Annotated in this window: 9 protein-coding genes and 2 pseudogenes; 4 read left to right on the top strand and 7 right to left on the bottom strand. The window is 44.8% G+C overall.

Annotation, left to right across the window (positions count from 1 at the left end; translation table 11 throughout):
- The first annotated feature begins 20 nt into the window (after nucleotides 1-20).
- The gene (locus ACE1CM_RS21630) at nucleotides 21-227 is read left to right on the top strand and encodes an element excision factor XisI family protein (protein WP_374880234.1); all 207 of its coding nucleotides are present in this window, start codon (nucleotides 21-23) and stop codon (nucleotides 225-227) included.
- A gap of 46 nt (nucleotides 228-273) precedes the next feature.
- A complete protein-coding gene (locus ACE1CM_RS21625) occupies nucleotides 274-351 on the top strand; it encodes an element excision factor XisI family protein (RefSeq protein ID WP_374880318.1) in 78 nt (25 codons plus the stop codon).
- A 414-nt stretch (nucleotides 352-765) separates the two neighbouring features.
- Here ACE1CM_RS21625 and ACE1CM_RS21620 read toward each other — a convergent pair whose 3' ends face one another.
- Both ACE1CM_RS21620 and ACE1CM_RS21615 read right to left on the bottom strand, forming a co-directional pair.
- On the bottom strand, nucleotides 766-2,541 hold the full coding sequence (locus ACE1CM_RS21620; protein WP_374880232.1) for an ABC transporter ATP-binding protein: 1,776 nt from the start codon (nucleotides 2,539-2,541) through the stop codon (nucleotides 766-768).
- 72 nt (nucleotides 2,542-2,613) lie between these two features.
- Entirely contained in the window at nucleotides 2,614-3,498 is an 885-nt protein-coding gene (locus ACE1CM_RS21615; protein ID WP_374880316.1) for an ion channel, read from the bottom strand.
- Nucleotides 3,499-3,657: 159 nt separating this feature from the next.
- Between ACE1CM_RS21615 and ACE1CM_RS21610 the strand changes: the two genes are divergently transcribed.
- Nucleotides 3,658-3,798, top strand: a complete 141-nt coding sequence (locus tag ACE1CM_RS21610; RefSeq protein ID WP_374880230.1) for a hypothetical protein — start codon at nucleotides 3,658-3,660, stop codon at nucleotides 3,796-3,798.
- Between the two features lie 145 nt (nucleotides 3,799-3,943).
- Here the strand turns inward: ACE1CM_RS21610 and ACE1CM_RS21605 are convergent, their stop codons facing one another.
- Together ACE1CM_RS21605 and ACE1CM_RS21600 are read right to left on the bottom strand one after the other, a co-directional pair.
- Entirely contained in the window at nucleotides 3,944-6,607 is a 2,664-nt protein-coding gene (locus tag ACE1CM_RS21605) for a PAS domain S-box protein (protein WP_374880228.1), read from the bottom strand.
- Nucleotides 6,608-6,945: 338 nt separating this feature from the next.
- Nucleotides 6,946-12,384 (bottom strand): annotated as a pseudogene (locus ACE1CM_RS21600) (AAA family ATPase).
- A gap of 77 nt (nucleotides 12,385-12,461) precedes the next feature.
- On the opposite strand from ACE1CM_RS21600, the gene ACE1CM_RS21595 reads away from it, so the two are divergent.
- Complete coding sequence (locus ACE1CM_RS21595) at nucleotides 12,462-12,758, top strand: hypothetical protein (protein WP_374880226.1); 297 nt, start codon at nucleotides 12,462-12,464, stop codon at nucleotides 12,756-12,758.
- Here ACE1CM_RS21595 and ACE1CM_RS21590 read toward each other — a convergent pair.
- The 3 genes and pseudogenes from ACE1CM_RS21590 to ACE1CM_RS21580 form a co-directional block, all read right to left on the bottom strand.
- Nucleotides 12,730-18,090: an AAA family ATPase gene (locus ACE1CM_RS21590; RefSeq protein ID WP_374880224.1), complete on the bottom strand. Its 5,361-nt coding sequence runs from the start codon at nucleotides 18,088-18,090 to the stop codon at nucleotides 12,730-12,732. The two genes, ACE1CM_RS21595 and ACE1CM_RS21590, sit on opposite strands and share 29 nt — an antisense overlap.
- Nucleotides 18,091-18,162: 72 nt before the next feature.
- The gene (locus ACE1CM_RS21585) at nucleotides 18,163-18,453 is read right to left on the bottom strand and encodes a hypothetical protein (RefSeq protein WP_374880222.1); all 291 of its coding nucleotides are present in this window, start codon (nucleotides 18,451-18,453) and stop codon (nucleotides 18,163-18,165) included.
- A gap of 268 nt (nucleotides 18,454-18,721) precedes the next feature.
- Nucleotides 18,722-19,812 (bottom strand): annotated as a pseudogene (locus tag ACE1CM_RS21580) (hypothetical protein); the annotation flags it as partial.

Raw genomic sequence — 19,812 nt, 5'->3', positions numbered from 1 at the left:
GAAAGAGAGGAGATTGTGAGATGGAGAAACTAAATTACCCAGAAGTGGTACAAACAATTCTGAAAAATCATGTAAAAAATCGTCCAAATAGTCAGACAGAAGTGCAACTAATATTTGATACAGAGCGCGAGCGCTATCAAGTTCTTAATATTGGTTGGCAAGATTTAACCAGAGTATTTGGTTGTATCATTTACGTGGAAATTAAAGATGGCAAAATTTGGATATAACGGGATGGTACAGAAATCGGAGTTGCTAATGAATTAGTAGAAGCTGGTGTTCCGCGCACAAGATATAGTTTTGGCATTTAAGGCTCCCTATAAACGGAAATTTACTGAGTTTGCTGTTGGTTAAAGTTTCTATATGTAGGGTGCGTTAGCGCTAGCGTAACGCACCATTACGCGATATTTAGTGTCTTTGCGTCAGTTCTGAACCTGTCAAAACAGGTTGAATTTTTAGTCAGCTTTAACTGATATAATGTCCGTTGAATTGCCCGTAATAAAAAAACCTCACCCTCTTGTTGCGTAGGGACACGGCATCATAGATTTCTCGGACAAACAGATAACTTTGATTTTGCCGTGTCCCGGCTGCTAATTATGGGTAATCAACCCGACATCATATGACTTAAGCTTTGAGTGCGAAATTTATTTCAGCGCTATGATGCGAAATATAGCGAGGCGGTGCGTTACGCTAGCGCTAACGCACCCTACAGGTAAAGGCTTTTGAGATTTAATCAATTCTTTCAATCTGCAATCAGCAATCTACAATCTAAAATTCTTTCACTCCTGTTTGCACTCGCCAAAGACTGGCATAAATTCCGCCTCGTTCCAATAATTCCTCGTGTCGTCCTCGTTCTACGATGCTACCTTGTTCCATGACGTAGATACAATCGGCGTTACGCACGGTGGAGAGGCGGTGCGCGATCGCTATCGTCGTCCTCTCTATCGTAATCCGTTCGAGCGATCGCTGAATCGCCGCTTCGGTTTCGTTATCCACCGCCGATGTCGCTTCATCTAATATGAGAATCGGCGGATTTTTTAACACCGCACGCGCAATAGCAATTCGCTGTCTTTGTCCTCCGGATAATTTCTGCCCTCGTTCGCCTACAATTGTGTCGTATCCTTGCGGCAATTGCATAATAAAATCGTGGGCTTCGGCAATTTTTGCAGCTTCGATTATTTCTGCTAAACTTGCCTCAAAACTGCCGTAAGCAATATTTTCTGCAACTGTTCCGTGGAATAAGAATACATCTTGACTGACTAAACCAATCGATCGCCGCAAATCTGGCAATTTCAAATCTTGCAAGTTAATACCGTCGAGAGTAATCGTTCCCGATTGAATTTCGTACAGTCTTAGTAACAATTTTACCACAGTACTTTTACCCGATCCAGTGGAACCAACGATCGCGATCGTTTTTCCCGCCGGTACGTATAATGTCAGGTTTTTAATGACTGGAAATCCCTCGCGGTAAGCAAAGGTGACGTTGTTTAATTGTACTTCGCCCTGTACTTGCTGAACGGGTAAAGAAATATGTCCGGAATGAATCGCGATGGGTGTATATAAAAGATGCATGACGCGGTTAGTAGATGCCATTGCCCGTTGATATTGATCCAGGGTTTGACCTAATCTGGTTAAAGGCCAAAGTAAGCGCTGAGTTATGAAGACTAAAACGCTGTAATTGCCGACGGATAATCTACCTGCGATCGCTTCTCGCCCCCCAATCAATAAAGTTGCGGTAAACCCGAATAAAATCAGGAAGCGGATTAAAGGAATGAACGCGGCAGAGAGAGCGATCGCTCTTCGATTACTCTTCTTATATGCCTCGCTTTCTCTCTCAATTCGCCTCGCTTCATATTCCTCAGTTGTGAAACTTTTAATTGTGGTAATTCCGCTCAAGTTATTTGATAGTTGTCCGTTGAGCAAACTGACCTTTTCCCGCACATCTGCATAGCGGGGAGCGAGGAATTTTTGGAATGTGATCGCACCCCACAAAATAAACGGCATCGGCAGCATCGCCCACCAAGCCAAGCTAGGAGATAAAATAAAGAAACCCCCGCCAATAATTATTACCGTTGTAATAACTTGTATAACTTCATTCGCTCCCCCATCTAAAAACCGTTCCAATTGATTGATATCGTCATTTAAGATAGACAGCAACCCGCCCGTACTGCGGTCTTCAAAATAAGCCAATTCCAAATTTTGAATATGCGTATAAGCATCCAAGCGCAAATCGTGCTGAATCCGCTGGGCGAGATTGCGCCAAAGCCAATTATAGGCATACTCAAACGCAGATTCCAGACTCCAAATCAGCGCGGAAATGATGGATAAAACCACAAGTTGTCCAAATAAATCTTTGATGCCTATTTGAGCAATCAAAGAATTTTGTTTTTGCACCACCACATCCACCGCAGCACCGATGATAGCGGGAGGTGCGAGGTCGAATATTTTATTCAGGATGGAGCAAATTGTTGCCAGCCAAATTTGCCCGCGATATTTGCGACCATAAGTTAGCAGTCGCTGGAGGGGATGAACTTTATAAGGCATAAGACAGAGGAAAGGTGACCAGAGGAGCAATTAGCAATTACCAATTACCAATTAGCAATTACCAATTACCAACTATACAGGAATTACATCATGAAAGCGTCTGTAATCAACATAGCGCTTTCCTTCAGGAGTTTTGCCCAAAATATCCACAAAACGCATATTCCACAAAATCTCCTCTGCTACATAAGAGTAACGCGCGTGAATCGTTTGCGAAACCGTTTCGTCGAGTCCAGTCAGGGTGACGATTAGCTCAACTTCTTGCTCCGCCAGGGATTCTGCTGTACATCCATATAAAGGACTTTTCCGATCGATCGGATGCATTGCCGTCCAACTTAGTGCGAAAATTGGCGTCCCGTTGCGAATTAATTCCAGGTCGTGCAAGCGACGCATAAATTCCCCCTCGTCGGTCAACTCGTTGCGTGCCAAAGTTAGCCGTATTTGCGCTTCTAAAATCGAATTGCGGCGTCGGTTAGCTGCGCGTAACATCAAGGTTGGCACTTGATTTCGGGTGGCAATTACTGCTACATCGCTAAACATTACTTTTGCTGTGGGTGTGGAAAAGCGCGCGAATGCCAATCCAGTCACCATTGCTACTCCCAATAAACCCACAAGCGCTTCTAAAGCAACGATCGCATTCGCATAAGGCGTTTGCGGATACATCGCACCGTAACCAATCGTCGCCATTGTTTGGACGCTGAAGAAAAAGGCATCCAAAAAAGACCCAGGTCGCGCGTTATGAATGCTACCTTCCTCTAGCAAGTACGCAAAAGCAAATAAAGCGTTAGATGCCAGATACAGCAGACTAATTAAACCAAAGAATTGAAGCCACTTTAGTGCGAGTAGCCAATGATACAGATCGCTTTTCAAAGAGTGAGACGAACCTTTACGGAGGATATCAGTTTGTCCATCCCGGCGGACAAAGCGCGAGCGCGCGGGGGAATCTTGCCTTTTGCCCATAGTCACAAGTCATTAGCTATCTTTATAATTCCATAAAACTTCGCCAAAAAAGTCGGAAAAGTCGAAAAAGTCGAAAAAGTCGGAAAAGTCGGAAAAGTCGCGAAATTTTAGGCAATACTTCTCACGAACTGCGAACGCTACTCAACGGTATGATTGGCATTGCCCCTAGATCGAGCTGATGAAAATCCCTGGCAAAAGATGCTGCACAAGCTAATTGGAAATGCGATTAAGTTTACCGACAGCGTGTTTGTAGAAGGGTCGGCAGAGGTAATAATATCATGTCCGGTGAAACACCCATAGTTAGGAATGACTTGGGAGAAGGGTGACACGGTGACGGGTCGAAATTTTTATTCAGGGTAATTAGGCGGACATCATATAAATAATAATTCAGAACAATTACCAATTACCAATTCCCAATTACCAATTCCCAAACAAAGCATCCCCTTCACTGTTTGAGCGGAATTTGAATCGCAAACTCTGCTCCCTGTCCGGGTGAAGAAATACACTGCAACGATCCGCCGTGCCGTTCGGTGATAATTTGGTAGCTAATTGATAGACCCATCCCCGTGCCTTTACCAACTGGTTTGGTAGTAAAAAACGGATCGAATAAGCGCTGTCTAACTGTTTCCGTCATTCCCGGTCCGTTGTCGGCAATTTGAATTATCACCTGGTTAGGTTGTATCAATTGAGTGCGAATGCGAATTGTGGGAATGGGCGATTGGTCTTCTTTCCTATGCCCGATGACTCGTGACTTATGACCCTCTTCCAGCGCATCAATTGCATTGCACAAAATATTCATAAATACTTGATTGAGTTGTCCGGCGTAGCACTCGACCAAAGGTAAATTGCCATAGTCTTTACTTACCTCAATCTCAGGGCAATCTGGTTTGGCTTTGAGGCGATTTTGCAGAATCGTCAGCGTGCTATCGATGCCATCGTGAATATTAACCTGTTTGATCTGTGCTTCATCCATGCGGGAGAAGGTACGCAGGGAAAGAACAATTTGCTGAATGCGTTCTGCACCCACTTTCATTGAGGTGAGGAGTTTGGGTAAGTCTTCTAACATAAATTCCAAGTCGATTGCTTCTGCTTGCGCTTGGATTTCGGCAACTGGTTGAGGATAGTGTTTTTGATAAAGCTGAATTAGTTGGAGTAAGTCTTGAGTATATGTGTCGGCATGGGTGATGTTGCAGAAGATAAAACTGACGGGGTTATTAATTTCGTGAGCAACGCCAGCTACCAGTTGACCGAGAGAAGACATTTTTTCACTTTGGATTAGCTGGGATTGAGTCCGTTGGAGTTCCCGCAGGGTTTGTTCCAGGTTTTGGGTTTGCTGTCTGAGTTGCGCTTCCGATGCTTGCAATGCCAATTCCGCTTGCTTGCGTTTGATCCCAATCGCAATTTCATTGGCAACTAATGAAATTGCCTCTAAAACGGACTCCGACAGGGGATGGCGCGCAAACATGGCAATTACACCGACAAGCGCATCTTCCACCAACAGCGGATATCCGGCAAACGCCACCATTCCTTCTCGTTTCGCCCATTCTTTATTGCTGATGCGGGAATCTTCCAGTACAGAATTGGTGAGGTGGGGTTGCTTTTCTGCTGCTATGAGGCCAATTTTGTACATTCCTACTGGAACGCGGCGATGGGGGCCGTCAATGTGCGTATACATGCCCGCACTCGCCTGCAATTCCAGCACATTTTCGGCTTGATTAAGCGTCCAGATGCGCGCAAAAGCAGCATCGAAACGCTCAACAATTGCCTCAGTGCATTCCTGTAGCATATCCTGTAGCTGCTCGCTGCGAGCCAGAATCCCATCAACTTCTGCCCGAAAAGACAACAACCCCGCTTGTGCTTTTAACGCTTCCTCCGCTAGCTTGCGATCGCTAATATCTCGCGCAATTCCTACCACTCCCATCACCGTTCCGTCTTCGTTGCGCCAGGGATTCTTGGTTGTCAGCAGCGTGCGTTGGATACCATTCCTATCGACGATCGTTTCTTCGATCATTTCTCCTACCCCCGAAGAGATGATGCGACGGTCAACTTGCATCAAGGAATCAGCCACATGGGGGGGAAAGAGTTCCTCAGTGGTTTTACCGAGCGCCTCTGCCTCAGATTTACCCAAGAGTTCGAGCGTGGTGGAATTCAACAGTATGTGCCGACTTTGCAAGTCTTTCACAAAGATGGCATCGGTTGTGCTTTCCATCACGCTTCGCAACAGGGCATTGCTTTGGGCGAGGGCAGCTGCCGCCGCAATGGGCGAACTAATATCCCGCAAAATCGCCGTGTAGATAGTTTCGTCCCCAATTTGCAGATGGGAAATTGACGCTTCTGCCGGAAACTCCCTACCATCTTTGCGGCGACCGAAAATCTCGCTTCGTTCTGCCATTGGGCGCGATTGAGTAAAATTACTCACATGCTTTTCATGGGCTGCTGCAAACCGCTGCGGTAGGAGCAGACTGAGGGGTTGCCCCAAAACCTCAGCCGCCGTGTAGCCGAAAATCTTCTCTGCTTCCTGGTTAAACAAGGTAATGCGCTGGCTGGAATTTACCGAAATAATCGCATCCTTGGCGATTTCTACAATGCCTGCAAACCTTGCTTGCGATACCCGCAAAGCTTCCTCTGCCTGCTTGCGGGCGGTAATGTGCGAGATCGTGCCGATTAGCGCTAAAATCCTGCCAGATTCATCGCGAATCCCATTGAATCGCGCCCAAGCCTGGAAACGCCGACCTTTGCACGACTGCATTTCCACTTCGCTCGCCCAAGATTCCCCTTTGATCATAGTTTGCCGCATCTCGTCAGCAATTTCTCGATTAACGAACCTTGCCGGAATTCCCCCAGCGGCGTGAAACTCCTCTGGGCGATCGCACTCAAACAGGCTGCCAAAGGCTGAATTTTGGTATAAATGCTTACCTGTACCATCGGCAAAGCCAATCGCATCGCTGGAACTTTCCACAGCATACTTGTACAGTTTCAGGGTTTCATCTGCCTGCAAGCATTGGCACTCGGTTAACTGCTGCTGGGTTTGTGTTAATTCTCGTTCTAGTTCAGCGACACGCTGGCGGAGAGCGGTTATATCTTGGCGCCGCGATTTGGCCTGTGGCATAGTTAATTCTTTTCCTTTAGTTGCACTTATTACAGCGAGATGTACTACTTTTTCGGAAAATGTCTCAGTTTTTGCGTTCCTAGTAATCACTCCCTGTGACGTAATTTACTACGCCCCAGCCATAGAATTCCCAAGTTAGGACTGAAATTAACCGTATTTTATATGACGAGGACTGACGCACGACGATCCCAGAAACCGGGTTTCTTGTTTCTGCGTAGATAGAAACCCGGTTTCTTTGCGTCAGTCCCGATCGCAATACATTAAGCCAGGGCGATCGCGCTGCAACTATCGCTGTTGAATACTTGGTTTCATAATATACAAGTTTGGTTCGGAGTAATTTAAGCTCGATCGAGGGGGAGTACGATGGCAAACTCAGTCCCCTCTCCCAACACTGACTCGCAAGTTAAACTACCGCCGTGGGTTTCTTCCACAATTTGACGGCTAATTGATAACCCTAACCCAGTACCTTTTCCAACTCCTTTCGTAGTGAATAAGTGGTCAAAGATGCGCGACTTAACTTCCTCGGTCATCCCCAAACCATTGTCTTTAATCTTAATCACGACACTTTGGTTATCTTCAGGAATTTCTGTTTTGATTGTAATCATATTAGGATGCTGTTCAATTGCCGCATAACTGCGTCCCTGATTCGATTCTTCAAGCGCGTCTATTGCATTCGATATAATATTCATAAACACCTGATTCAGTTGTCCAAAATAGCATTTGATTGAGGGGATTTTCCCATATTCCTTGATAACTTGAATGGCGGGACGGGTTTCCTTTGCTTTCAGGCGATATTGCAAAATCATCAACGTGGTATCGAGTCCTTCGTGGAGATTGGCTGAGACTTTAGAGGTGCTATCGGCGCGGGAGAAAGTACGGAGAGAGGTGCTGATATTGCGTATGCGATCGCACCCTACTTTCATCGAAGAAAGCATCTTCGGTAAATCTGACAAAGCATACTCTAAATCGATATCAAGAGCATCCCGTTCAATTTCCTCACCCGGATTGGCAAATTTTTCTTGATAGAGTCGCAAGTGATTGATTAAATCTTCAACCGTTGCCGTTGCTTCGTTAATATTGCCTGAAATAAAGCCAACCGGGTTATTAATTTCATGAGCAACTCCCGCAACTAAATTACCCAGGGCAGACATTTTTTCACTTTGAATCATTTGCAGTTGCGTTTGTTGGAGTTGTTGCAGGGATGCTTCTAACTGCTGGGCATAATCTTGGGATTTTTGATAGAGGCGGGCATTTTCTAGAGAGATAGCAGCTTGGGTGCAAAGAAGGTTGAGGATCGAGATGCGATCGCTCGTAAATGCCCCCGCTATCAAATTATTTTCCAAGTAAAGAATCCCGATTAACTTGCCGCGATTCACAATCGGACTACATAACAGACTTTTAGGTTGCCGCTGGATAATGTAAGGGTCAGAGGCGAACCTGTTAAGAGTCGTAACATCGCTTGTCACCAGGGTTTTTTGCGTGCGCCAAACATAATTAATAACTGTTACTGGAACAACAGAGCTAGACTCAACTGGGATAGATTGCAGTACATTAGCCTGAGTACTGCGACTGGTTTTAGTCGCTTCTATTACCAAGTTGCCATCCTTGGGCAAAATTAAACAGCCATTTTCCGCCCCGGCATTTTCAATTAACACCTGCATCAAAGTTGAAAGCAACTGCTCTAAAACAATTTCCTCAGACAAAGTTTGAGCAGCTTTCATCACCGTTGTCAAGTCCAAAAGTGCCGAAACACCCGCACTGGTGGAAGTGAAAGTTTCAGACGTGATACTATTCGCTGTACTGGGATTGGGGCTAATTTTTTCCCGCAACAGGATGGGGGCGAGTAAGTCAGGATAGCGTTGTTCTAAATCTTCAACTTTGGCTTTTGCACCCCAGCGAGCATAGCAGTAGTAAGCATCAATCGCGTAGGTTTGGGCGATTTTGTCTTTGCCCCATTCTAGGTAGAATTTAGCAGCCAGTTCGTTAGCTAAAGCTTCTTCATTGATGTATTCGTTTATGCGCGCTTCTTTAATCGCGCGATCGTACATTTCCATCGCTTCTATTTTTTCACCCAGCACCCGATGCCGTTCTGCCTCTACTAGATAAAATTTATGTAGGTGATTCATCGGAGCATGATCTGCCCATTTCTGCAACTTTGCTTGGTTATCAGCCACTTGTTTGAGCAAACTATCTTGCTCAGATTGGTTTTCGGGGTACAACGCCAAGGCTGTGAGCGAATCATAAAAATGAAAGATAGGCACGGTGATATACCCTATGCCTCCCGCCAAATATTGTCTGGCTTTAGCCGCAGCTTCTGCTAACGCTTGCCTCCCCTGGCAAAACAAGTAGCAGAGTATGAGTTTATGAACATAGAAGCAATAAAGTCCAGTCATGTCATTTGCTTCAAGGAAAACAGATACTAATCCCTCTTCGTTGAAAGCTTCACCCAATAAAACACAAGAATTATCAGTTTTTCCTAGTAACTTCAGAACGGCTTGTCTGTAAATTTGGCAATAGTTTAAGGTAGTTACTTGCTTGAAGTTTACTAAAACTTGAGTGTAAGCCTTCATTTGTTGTTCTAAACATCCCAGTTCCTGACCGCTTAAATAGGAATACTGACAGAAATCATTGGCGGAGTAGCCAACAAACTCCAAGTCTCCTGTTTCCAATCCTGCTTGATAGCTTTCTTGTAAAAAATGCAAGGTGTCCCTTAGATGATATTTGCCCGGAACAACAAAGAGTCCCACAATTAAAATTGTCCGCGCTTTAATTTCATTAGCATCAATTTTTTTCAGCAAACCTAAAGCTAACCTGCCTACCATATCCGCTGCTTCAATATCTTGTTGTATGCCGTTTAAAAGGAGACCGTAACTCGCATAAAAAAAGGCAGAATACGGTGCATTACCATACTGAATAGATGATTTGATCTGCGACAAAATCATCAGTGGATAAAGTTTAGGCTCTGCTATATAGATTGCTGGAACCACACTTGATACGATCCGCATAACTGCCAATTTTTCAGGCGAGGTCATCAACGACAGGTAGATCAATTCATCAACATTTTTCCCAGCTATTAGTGTAGAGGTTTCTTGCAGTGCTTGCTGAATATCGTTCTGGGTTGGCTCATCTGGGAAACTTATACCAAACTGGAATAGAAACTTTTGTGCGATCGCGATCGCTTGCAAAAGTTTGTTCTGCGATGTATACGCTTGGATTTTGATCTCATAGACTCTGATTTGATCGAGCTGCGTTTTGGTTTGGTGCAGCACTGTTTCAACCAATTGTTCCATCTGCTCAAATAAACCACAAAGGTAGGTAACCTCTGTCGCTAACTCATACAGTGCCAGCGTCAACTCATAGTGACTTTGCCAGCTATCTGTCCTCAGCAACCCGATTCCTACATTTGCATACTCCAACGCAGCAACATAAGCAGTTGCAGCCTTAGCTTTTCCTCCAGCTAACAGGTTTAGCTCAGCTAGTTCATCCCGCTCAGCTTGCTCGGTGATTAACTCTACCCCCATATTCAACTGGTTGACAATCTCAAAAATCTTTTCTTCCCGTTCCTCTTTTAGAATATTTTTCAACAGCAGTTGACCAATCTTGAGGTGAGTTGCCTGTTTTTTATCTTGAACAATTAGAGAATAAGCCGCTTGTTGCACGCGATCGTGCAAGAATTTATAACTGGGTAATTGGTAATCGGTAATGGGTAATTGACTAGATGCTTCTCCCTCGCCATCTTGAAAGAATTTGTAAATTTCGCTAACGGGAATAATTAAACCTTCTTGCAAAGCTTTCCACAAATCAGCCGCCGTCTCGATTTGGGATTTCTCATGCACAATCGAGAGCGTACCTAAGTCAAATTGGTTGCCAATACAAGCGGCGAGTTTCAACACTTCTTGAGTGACTTCCGGCAACTTCTGTAACTGAAGTGCCATGAACTCAACCACATCATCATTCAGAGATAATTCGCGGACTTTGGCAAGATCGCACTGCCAATAACCAGCATCAAAATTAAAGGTAATAAAACCATCTTCCGGCAATAATTTGATAAATTGCGTCGCAAAGAAAGGGTTACCTTTTGTTTTCAAATCAACCATTTCCGTTAACGGTAATGCAAGTTATGACGAACAACTAAGGGTGTCAGCAATCAGGTGATTTAAGTCAGTTTGGTTGAGGGGTGCTAAATTAATGGTATTGATGGTAACATCAGCTTTGTGAATTTCTCCCAAGGTCAAAATCAGCGGATGGGCTGGCGAAACTTCATTATCTCGATACGCACCAATTAATAACAAATAGCGAGTATCGGTTTCGCTCATTAATAATTGCATCAATTTCAAAGATGCTGAGTCTGCCCATTGCAAGTCATCCAGGAAAATGACTAGGGGATGCCCTTTTGTCGTAAAAACTTGGATGAATTTCTGAAACAGCAAATTAAAGCGATTTTGCGCCGAAGTTCCAGAAAGTTCTCCAACGGGTGGTTGCTTGCCAATAATGCGTTCCAGTTCGGGAATGACTTCAATAATAACTTGACCTTGGTCGCCCAAGGCTGACAGGATTTTGGTTTTCCAATGTTGAATTTGTGCGTCACTTTCTGTCAGCAGTTGTCCCATCAAATCTCGGAATGCTTGCACGAATGCACTAAAGGGAATGTTGCGCTGAAATTGGTCGAATTTCCCCTTGATAAAATAACCCCGTTGCCGTACAATTGGTTTGTGGACTTCGTTGACGACAGCGGTTTTACCAATCCCAGAAAAACCCGCTACTAACATCAATTCTGTTGCACCGGAACTGACCCGTTCAAATGCAGTTAGTAACGTTTCAACCTCGGTTTGACGACCGTAGAGTTTTTCGGGAATGAGGAAGCGATCGCACAGATCCCGCTTCGCTAATTCAAACCCTTCAATCTTGCCAGTTTCTTTCAGTTGAGCGAGGCAAGTTTGCAGATCGTGCTTTAACCCTAAAGCACTCTGATAGCGGTCTTCCGCATTTTTCGCCATCAATTTCTTGACGATCTCAGAAAGAACTGACGGAATATCGGCATTGAGACTATGAACGGATGGGGGAAGCTTGGCAATGTGACAGTGAACCAATTCCATCGCATCTTCCGAACTAAAAGGCAACTGTCCGGTAAGCAATTCAAAGCAAGTGACACCCAAAGAATAGAAATCGCTGCGGTAGTCAATTCCCCGATTCATCCTTCCCGTTTGTTCCGGAGACAGGTAAGCAAGAGTCCCTTCCAACACATTGGGAGATGTGAGAGTTTGGGTTTCTCTTGGCAATAAGGAAGCGATGCTGAAGTCGATGAGTTTGACTTCTTTGGTATTGGGATTAATTAGAATGTTCGCAGGTTTAATATCTTTGTGAATGACTCGGTGGCGAATCAGCAAGTCTAAAGTGGAGACAATTTGAATCGCGATGGAGAGAAATTCAGGAATTGGTAATTTTCCGGATACCTCTTGCCTCTCTGCTGCCAATAAAGCTACATAGTCTTTCAGGGAAATGCCCCCAAAGTCTTCCATAATCAGGGCATAACCATTGCGGTAATTTTCTAGACATAAAGGGCGAACAACTCCTGGCAGATCGAGGTTTTTAGCAATGGTATATTGATTGCGGAACTGTACGAGTTCGTTAAAGTTGGGAAATTCAGATCGCAACAGTTTGATCGCAACGGGATATGAGTCTGATTCTCTAATTCCGCGATAAACCAGGGTACGAGTCCCTGCGTAAATTTGTTCGACAGTTTGATAACCTGGAAGCGTAACCAGAGTGTTGCTCATATCTGCAAACCTTGCCTTAACTACGAGGAATGGGATCAAAGCGGATATAGTTGCCTATCAATTAGAGTTCCCAGCTGGTGGCGGAAACTAACGCAGAAACACAGAAACAAACACAGAAACCCGGTTTCTTAAAGAAACCGGGTTTCTATCAACGCAGAAACCGGGTTTCTAGGAAAAATCGTTGGTTTGGCAATCAGAGATCAACGCAGAAACCCGGTTTCTCGACCAAAGAAACCGGGTTTCTAGGAAAAATCGTTGGTTTGGCAATCAGAGATCAACGCAGAAACCCGGTTTCTCGACCAAAGAAACCGGGTTTCTATCAACCAAATAAACCCGGTTTCTGGACTACAGAGCTATGGGTAGCACAATTGTAAACTGCGTTCCCTCTCCGGGTGCAGACTGGCAAAGTAACTGTCCCCCATGCTGCTCCACTACAATTTGATAACTAATTGATAATCCCAAACCCGTGCCTTTCCCCACAGGTTTAGTCGTAAAAAACGGATCGAAAATTTTATCCACTACCTCTGAACTTATTCCCACGCCATTATCAGCAATATGAATCGCTACTTGATTTCTTTCTCTTAATTCTGTGCAAATCCGAATTGTCGGAACCTGTGTTGAGTCTACTTTACTTCCTACTCCTCGATCCAACGCATCAATGGCATTGCTCAGGATATTCATAAACACTTGATTGACTTCTCCCGCATAACAGTTCACTAAAGGCAATTTGCCATACTCTTTAATGACTTTAATGTCTCCTAACTTTTTATGCAAAATCGTTAAAGTACTGTCCATTCCCTGGTGAATATTGACCGTTTTGCGAGCGGATTCATCTAACCGAGAGAAATTTCGCAAGCTCAGCACCAAATCCCGAAGTCGCTCTGCTCCGCTTTCCATTGAACCAAGGATTTTAGTAAAATCTTTCTTAATAAATTCCAGTTCAATTTCCTCAGCTTTCTCTACTATCTCCGGGATCGGATTGGCATAGTGTTTCTGGTACAGACTCAGTAACTCTAGCAAGTCCTGAGCATAGTCGTTCGCATGTTGTAAATTTCCATAAATAAAGTTAATCGGGTTATTAATTTCGTGTGCCATTCCCCCTACCAGTTGTCCTAAACTGGACATTTTTTCGGTTTGAATTAACCTCAATTGAGTGCAGCGCAGTTCTTCTATGGCGGTTTGCAATTCCTGGGTTCTTTGGGTGACTCGCGTTTCCAGCGTGTTATAGAAACGGGCATTTTCCAAAGAAATAGCTGCTTGAGCAGAAAGCACTCCCAAAACTTTTAACCTGTCCCTGGTAAAAGCTGCTCGCGTTATATTATTTTCTAAGTACAAAATTCCCGTGAGGTTGCCTTGATGAAGGATAGGCGATACGAGAATAGATTTGGGTTGATTCGCTACAATATAAGCGTCGCGGTTGAATTGTTCTACCTCGGTAGCGTCATCTAAGACTAAGGGAGTTTGGGTTCTCGCTACGTAGTTAATTAATGTTCTGGGGATATTGTCGCATTCGCTAATGGGAAGCGACTGCAATACCGTGACTTGTCTTTCCCCGGAAAGCGTTGCTTCTATGACTAATTGATTGTCTGTTTTGGCGATAAAGAATACTTTTTCAGCGCCTGCATTTTCTGCCACTAGGTGCATGAGTTTCTCTAGCAAGCGATCTAGGACAATTTCGCTAGAAAGTGCTTGAGATGCTTTAGCAACTGTTGATATATCTAGGGAAAAAGCATTTCCAACAGTTGTTGAAGTAGTTGTGACTGTAATATCTTTGGATGTTGTTTCTTTTGTGCGAGTTACTAGGTAGGGATAGCGAGATTCTAAGTCTTTAACTTTGGCTAAAGCTCCCCAACGGATATAGTAATAATAGGCTTTTGTCATATATGCCTGAGCAATTATCTCTTTACCTAGAGATTCATAAAATTCTCCAGCTAACTCATAAGCTAAGGCTTCTTCTTGGATGTAACCGTTTTCCGCTGCTGCTTTGATAGCTTGGTCATAGTAATCAATAGCTTCTATTTTATTGCTCAAAACGCGAGCTTTTTCAGCTTCTATTAACTGATACTTATGCTGATAGTTCATGGGAGCATGGTATGCCCATTGCTGCATTTTTTCCTGATTCGCTTGAACCTGCTGTAATATTTGCGTTCGCGCGCCAGTTTCAACGGTGGGATACAAAGCAAGCATAGCCAAAGATTGGTAAAAGTTTAGCGTGCCTACAGTTGCAAACCCCACAGCTGTTTCTACATAGCGTGCTGCTAGCTCAAAATTTTCCACTGACTCGACGTAGTCTTTAAATAAGTAACCAAGGATTCCTTTGGCAAGGTATGCGGAAAATACTGAAGTTAGATTATTAGTTTTTACCAAATAGGGCAGCATTTCTACTTCATCAAAACTCTCACCAATTAAACGATATTTGTCTTCAACTCGCCCCATCAGGTTCAAAACCAGTTGTCTCCATATCTTTGCGTAGTAGAGAGAGTATTCCTGTTTAATTTCTCGCAATAAATTCAGAGAATTGATGAATTGAGCATCTACATGTTCAAGATCTTCTCCTATTAGAACTAGATGAGTACAACGGTCTTTACTACAGATAGCAGCAAATTCTAAATTCCCAGCAATCAACCCAGTTTGAGCTGCATCCATCAGAGGAATTAAAGTTTCTCTGATATGCTCCTTCCAATGTCTGATAACAACGTTAACTGGCGCTTGTACTCTAGATTCTAATTCGATATTGGGAAATTTATCTAATATCCTTTCAGCTAGCTTGCCAAATTGATATCCTCCGTCGAAATCTCCCATAAAACCACTCAGGATCATTCCATAAAAAACGTAGCCTATAGCAGCGAGAGATGAGTTGCCATATTGGATAGAAAGATTGACCATTGTCAATACAATCTGCTGTAAAATATGAGGAGCTGCGATAAAAGCTGGATTAATCATCTGATTTAAGATCCGCAGTGCTGCTAGTTGATACGGATCTTGCATTTCTGGCAGATTGAGCAACTGTTCGATGGTTAGCAGACTTGGTGGTTCTGCATTCAAACTATAACCCAGCATTTGCAAGACTTCCAAACCTGTATCTATGGCTAATTGCATCTGGTTTTGAGCAATATAAAACTGGATTTTTGTTTGATAAACTGGAACTTTTTCGAGTAAATTTTTGGCTTGGGATAAAACTATTGTAGATAACTGGTTGGCTCGGTCAAAGTTGGTATTTAAGTATTCGGCATCTGTGGTTTCTACATAAAGCTCTAAGGTTAGGTCATACTGACAACGCCAACTATCTGGTGCTAGGAGTTCTAAACCCAAATTCAAATATTTAACAGCAGCTTCATAAGCGTTCGAGGCTTTAGCTTTCTTACCAGCAATCGCATTTAGTTGTGCTAGCTGATTTTTTTCTGACTGGCGCTCGATGAATTCAATACCGATATTCAGTTGGTTGACAATATCAAAAATGTTGTCTTCAATTTGATTGGGTTCGGTATTTTTTAGCAGCAGTTGACCTATTTGAAGATGCGCGGCTTTTTTCTGACTATCGGGAATTAAAGAATATGCTGCTTGTTGCACGCGATCGTGCAGGAAGCGATATTCTAATCTGGAGTCATCAAAACTGAAACGCTGGAGTTCTTCCCATCCAAACAATAAGGGGATTTTGTAGTTGTTGCTTAAGGGTAAAATTAGCCCTTGTTGTAAAGCTGACCACAAATCCCTGGCGACTTCAGCTGCGGATTTTTCGCTGGTGGTGGCAAGTACGTCTAATTTGAAGCGATCGCCTATACAAGCTGCCAGTTTCAGTATCTCCTGAGTCCCCTGGGGCAGCTGGCAAATATTGCGAGCTATTAATTCTACCACACTCAAGTCGTTAATGCCAAATGCTTGAATTTTCTTAATATCCCACTCCCAGCAACCTTTAACAAAATCAAAGGTAAGTAAATTCTCCCGCTCCAATGTCTTCAATATCTGCGTCAGGAAAAAGGGATTCCCAGCGGTTTTGTTAAACAAAAGCGAGGCGAGTTCTTGCGTTTTTACTTTGTCGGTTTCGTTAAGGGCGTCATCAATTATTTGATGAACGTGAGTTAAGTTTAACGGTTTCACGACAATGTTATTAACAATTGTCCCGGCTTTTTGAATTTCCTCCACTGTTTGCATCAAGGGATGGGTCGCGTTCACCTCGTTATCCCGGTAAGCTCCAATTAACAGCAAATATTGACTTTCTGGAGCGGTAATCAGCAGTTGCATTAATTTTAAAGAAGCAGCATCTGCCCATTGCAAATCATCTAAAAAGATAACTAGCGGATGCTCTTTTTGGGTGAAAACACCGATAAATTGTGGAAAAACTCGGTTAAAACGATTCTGAGATTCGGTTGCCCCTAGTTGGGGTACTTCTGGTTGCTTGCCGATAATTAGTTCAACTTCAGGAATTACGTCAATAATTACTTGTCCGTTGCTCCCCAATGCGGCTAACAATTTGTCGCGCCATGCTTGTAAAGAAGCTGCATCTTCGGTTAGTAACTGCCCGATTAAAGATTGAAATGCCTGAATTAAAGATGCATAGGGAATGTTGCGCTTGAACTGGTCAAATTTACCGCTGATAAAGTATCCCCGCTGCCGGACAATCGGTTTATGGACTTCATTAACTAGCGATGATTTCCCGATACCCGAATATCCAGAAACCAACATCATTTCGCTTTTGGATTCTATCTCCGCGTCTCCCCGTCCCCGCCTCAGAGCGTCCTCTTCTCCTGCAACGCGCTCAAACGCAGCTAACAGTTCCTCAACTTCCTGTTCCCGTCCGTAAAGTTTTTGGGGAATGAGCAGTTGTGCAGAACAATCTAGCTGTCCGGGAATAAAATTCGTAATCTTGCCGTTAGTTTTGAGTTGAACGAGACAATATTCCAGGTCAGCTAAAAGTCCGGCGGCGCTTTGGTAGCGGTCTTCGGCGTTCTTTGCCATCAGTTTGGCGATTAGGGATGCGATCGCGCACGGCACTTCTGGATTTAATTCCTCAATCGCCACGGGTTGTTTGGCAATATGACAGTGGACTAATTCTAGGAAGTCGTTATTTTTAAAGGGTAATTCTCCCGTCAGCATTTCATAAAAAGTAACGCCCAAAGAATAAAAATCAGTCCGATAATCAACGGCACGATTCATTCTCCCCGTTTGTTCGGGAGACATATAAGCAAGCGTCCCTTCTAACGAATTGGGGTTACTCAGTTGGGGTGTTTCTTTTGATAGGCGGGAAGCAACGCTGAAGTCGGTAATTTTAACAATTCCATTAGCGGTATTAATAATAATATTGGCAGGTTTAATATCTTTGTGAATAATCTGTTGCTGATGCAAGGATGCTAAAGCTTGCACCAGTTGCACGGCAATGCCTAAAAAGGAAATGAGGGAAAGCTTTTCACCTTCTTGCAGTTGTTTGAGCGACTGTCCGCCAAAGTCTTCGCATACCAGTGCGAGACGGTTTTGATAAGTCTCCAGGCGATAGATTTTGACAATGCCTGCTGCCTCTAAATTTTCCGCGATTTTGTATTCGTGCTTGATCCGGGTAATTTGTTCGAGGGTGGGATATTCCTCTTTGAGGATTTTGAGGATAACGGGCTGCCGATCGGGTTGCCAAATTGCGCGACAAATGATATTATTTGCGCCTTCGCGAACAACTTCGGTTAACTCATAGCCGGGAATTCTCAGGGTTTCTAGCATGGTTTGTTGGTCTATTTTTCTAATTGGAGGGCAGGGTATCACATGCTATAGTTCCCCGCTCAATTTTGAAACTCACATCAACAGGAAATCTTGGCAGAGGGGCAGGTGGGCAGGTGTGCAGGTGGGCAGGTGGGCAGGTGTGCAGGTGAGCAGTGGTGCAGGGGGGAATTTGAATGTATTAGGACTTACGCAACTGGCATATTTTTTCTGTAGGGTGCGTGACGCGGCGAGCATATTTGAACGTAGCAATGGGACTTGTAGCGTCACGCACCAACCACCGATTGTGACAGGCAGCTTTAGTCCTGTGTATATAGCGTAGAACTTAGGCGCGACGATGTTAGAAACCGGGTTTCTTTGCGTCATATCCTGTCCCTTCGCATCGGTTGTGTATAGTGGGGTGTTCGACGCTCCGTGCGATCGCGCTTAATACCAAATCCGCGCACCACTTTCCTCGTGATATCATGTCCGGTTGCATCGGCATCCCACGGGGGGGCGGGTTTAACGAGATATGTCGTGGTTCCACCGATTGATTGGTCAAACCCGCCCCTACAAGATCAAAAAATATGCACTACCATTGCTTAAGGACATGATATTACTTGCTCACCTGCACAAGAAGCACCCCTAATCCCTGTTATTCAAATCGCCATATTTTGAACGTTTTGTCGTCGCTGCCGGTGGCTAACATTTTTCCATCGGGACTAAAGGCAATTGACCGCACTTGGGATAAATGTCCAGAGAGGGTGGTTCGCACTTTCCGACTGGGCAGGTGCCAAATTTTGATTGTGTCGTTGCCGCTATCGCTGGCGAGGGTTTGACCATCGGGACTGAAGATAGCACACCAAGTAGAGTCTGAATTTTCTGTCAAGGTGTACTTCAACGTGCCGGTTTCCGGATGCCAAAGTTTGATCGTGTTATCGCCGCTATTGCTGGCGAGGGTTTGACCGTCGGGACTAAAGGTGACTGACCAAACGCCGCCAGAATGTCCTTTGATCGTGTGAAGCAGTTTGCCGGTGCTGACTTGCCAAATTCTAATCGTATTGTCCCAACTGCCGGAGGCGATGCGATCGCCCGATGGACTAAACGCCACCGACTCGACAAAGTCCGAATGTCCGGCGAGGACGTTGAGCAGTTTGCCAGTGCCGGGATGCCACAGGCGAATCGTACCATCCCCGCTGGCGCTGGCAAGCATTTCCCCATCCGGACTAAAGGCGATGGAAAATACCGTCACCGAATGCCCCGTCAACGTGTGAATTAGCTTGCCCGTATCTAACTGCCAAATTTTAATCGTTTTGTCGCCGCTGCCGGAAGCAATTAAAGGCGGCGTTTCCGCACCAGTACTATTGGGGCTAAACGCAATGCAATTCACCGTATCCGAATGCCCTAACAACGTGCGAATCAGCTTTCCCGTATCCGATTGCCAAATTTTGACCGTATTGTCGGCACTCCCGGTGGCTAAAATCCCCCCTGGCCCCCCTGGGGAAGGCAGGATCCCCCCTGGCCCCCCTTGGGAAGGCAGGATCCCCCCTGGCCCCCCTGGGGAAGGCAGGATCCCCCCTGGCCCCCCTGGGGAAGGCAGGATCCCCCCTGGCCCCCCTTGGGAAGGCAGGATCCCCCCTGGCCCCCCTGGGGAAGGCAGGATCCCCCCTGGCCCCCCTTGGGAAGGCAGGATCCCCCCTGGCCCCCCTTGGGAAGGCAGGATCCCCCCTGGCCCCCCTGGGGAAG

The sequence above is a fragment of the Microseira sp. BLCC-F43 genome (assembly GCF_041929235.1).
In the GTDB taxonomy this organism is placed as follows: domain Bacteria; phylum Cyanobacteriota; class Cyanobacteriia; order Cyanobacteriales; family Aerosakkonemataceae; genus Microseira.
Note: the sequence above shows the minus strand (reverse complement) of the source record. Positions and strands in the feature narration are given on the sequence as shown.

Coding starts and splice junctions, on each gene's coding strand:
- ACE1CM_RS21630 (WP_374880234.1), top strand. CDS start 21: ATGGAGAAACTAAATTACCCAGAAGTGGTACAAACAATTCTGAAAAAT.
- ACE1CM_RS21620 (WP_374880232.1), bottom strand. CDS start 2,541: ATGCCTTATAAAGTTCATCCCCTCCAGCGACTGCTAACTTATGGTCGC.
- ACE1CM_RS21615 (WP_374880316.1), bottom strand. CDS start 3,498: ATGGGCAAAAGGCAAGATTCCCCCGCGCGCTCGCGCTTTGTCCGCCGG.
- ACE1CM_RS21605 (WP_374880228.1), bottom strand. CDS start 6,607: ATGCCACAGGCCAAATCGCGGCGCCAAGATATAACCGCTCTCCGCCAG.
- ACE1CM_RS21590 (WP_374880224.1), bottom strand. CDS start 18,090: ATGCTAGAAACCCTGAGAATTCCCGGCTATGAGTTAACCGAAGTTGTT.
- ACE1CM_RS21585 (WP_374880222.1), bottom strand. CDS start 18,453: ATGACGCAAAGAAACCCGGTTTCTAACATCGTCGCGCCTAAGTTCTAC.